1 protein-coding gene is annotated in these 1,263 nt (G+C 69.8%); it reads left to right on the top strand.

All coding sequences use genetic code 11. From position 1 onward, the window contains the following. Positions 1-1,228 (top strand): ISAs1 family transposase (locus AC2CHE_RS26850; protein WP_484507609.1); only part of this gene is annotated, 1,228 nt, incomplete at its 5' end. Between the last annotated feature and the right edge of the window lie 35 nt (positions 1,229-1,263).

The following is a 1,263-nucleotide window of genomic DNA, read 5'->3' as shown; positions in this document are numbered from 1 at the left end:
TCACGCCGCGGCTGCCGCCATCGGTGCCGATTCACCGTCTGCGGGCTTGCTGGACCGGTTGGCGCAGGTCGCCGACCCTCGTGATCCTCGTGGTGTGCGGTACCGGTTGGCTACCTTGCTGGCGATCGGGGTGTGCGCGATGAGCGCGGCCGGCCACAACTCGCTGACCGCGATCGCGGAGTGGGTCCGACGCTGTGAACAGCGGGAACTGGCCCGGCTGGGTTGCCCGTTCAACCCGTTGACCGGCCGGTACCGGGTTCCTGACGAGCGGACCCTGCGTGACGCCTACGCCAGGGTTGATCCGGGCGTGCTGACCGGCGTCGGGTACGGGCACCTGGCCGCGCTGGCCCGGTCCGCGACCGCCGTGGTGACTCCGGATGGTGTGCCCGAGCGGGAACAGCGTCGCGCTCACCGTGCCGCCCCCGCTGACCGGCCGCGCCGCGCCGGCGTCGCGGTCGACGGTAAATGTCTACGCGGGGCCATACGCCCCGACGGCAGTCGCGTGTTCATCCTGTCCGCCGTGCGTCATGCCGACGCGGTCACCCTCGCCGCCCGCGAGATCGCCGCGAAGACCAACGAAATCGGTGAGTTCGCGCCCGTGCTGGACCAGATCGCCGCGGCAGACCTGACCGACACGGTGATCACCGCGGATGCCATGCACGCGCAACGCGCCCACGCCGTCTACCTCGTGCAACAGCGCCACGCCCACTACCTGTTCACCGTCAAAGACAATCAGCCCACGCTCGCCGCGCAGCTGCGGCGCCTGCCCTGGAAGCAGGTGCCGGTCCTGCATCGCCAGAGCAGTCGCGGCCACGGCCGCGTCGAGATCCGCGAGGTCCAGGTCGTCACCGTCGATGACCTGGTGTTCCCCCACGCCCGTCAAGTCGTGCGGATCCGCCGCAAACACCGCCCGCCGGGCACGAAGAAGTGGACCACCGAAGTGGTCTACGCAATCACCGACCTCCCCACCCACCAGGCCCGACCCGACGAGATCGCCGCCTGGGCCCGCGAACACTGGACCATCGAAAACAGCGTGCACTGGATCAGAGACGTGACGTTCGGCGAGGACGCCAGCCAGGTCCGCGCCCACAACACCCCCGCCGTCATGGCCACCTTCCGCGACATCATCCGCGGCACCTTCCGCCTCACCGGCTGGATCAACACCGCCAGCGCCCGCCGCGCTCACACCACGCCCACAGCCGCCCTCAACCTCCACGGCATCCCATGATCAAGCGGACATTCCCGGACTACTCCGGGGCCCTG

The organism is Micromonospora sp. ATLC16, from assembly GCF_057196645.1.
Note: the sequence above shows the minus strand (reverse complement) of the source record. Positions and strands in the feature narration are given on the sequence as shown.